At 38.8% G+C, this 632-nt stretch carries 1 protein-coding gene; it reads left to right on the top strand.

All coding sequences use genetic code 11. The features are described 5' to 3' along the window. Positions 1-453: IS3 family transposase (locus GSA01S_RS10395; RefSeq protein ID WP_157064841.1), on the top strand; the 453-nt coding region annotated here is incomplete at its 5' end. Positions 454-632 lie beyond the last annotated feature (179 nt).

Below are 632 nucleotides of genomic sequence, written 5' to 3'. Positions count from 1 at the left end.
CAACTGAGAAAGTTATATTTGGATCCATTTATTGATTTATTCAATATGGAAGTTGTGAGCTATAAAATTTCAGCTCAACCAAACAAGACATCTATGATGGCAGCATTTAAAGAAGCAGTCGAGACAACAAGTGACTGTGAATATCGACGTACTTTTCACTCAGATCAAGGTTGGGCCTATCAAATGAATGAATATCAGGAATTATTGAGAGATAATAAAATCTTTCAGAGTATGTCACGCAAGGGGAATTGCCTGGATAATGCACCGGCAGAAAACTTCTTTGGCATCATGAAGCAAGAAATGTATTACGGGAATGTGTATCATAGCTATGAAGCGTTAGAACAAGCAATCCACAACTATATAAGATACTACAATGAAGATCGAATTAAGGAAAAGCTCGGGTACCTGAGTCCTGTGGAATATAAGAAGCATTATGCTTCCTTAAGCGCCTAAGTGTCTCACAGCCATCGAAGCGAATCAAGAGCCGCTTCGCTCTTCCTCTTGACACGCTTCAATGTCTGATGAGGATGGTGGCTTAAGGTCGGAAGCAACAAATTAAGCACAATGAAAAAGAGCTACCCAACAAGAGTAACTCTTCATAAAATTTAGTCTAACTTTTTGGGGTCACTATA

This window comes from Globicatella sanguinis NBRC 15551, assembly GCF_001552295.1.
GTDB classification, from domain to species: Bacteria; Bacillota; Bacilli; order Lactobacillales; family Aerococcaceae; genus Globicatella; species Globicatella sanguinis.
The sequence above is the reverse complement of the archived record's forward strand: the minus strand, read 5'-3'. Positions and strand labels throughout refer to the sequence as shown.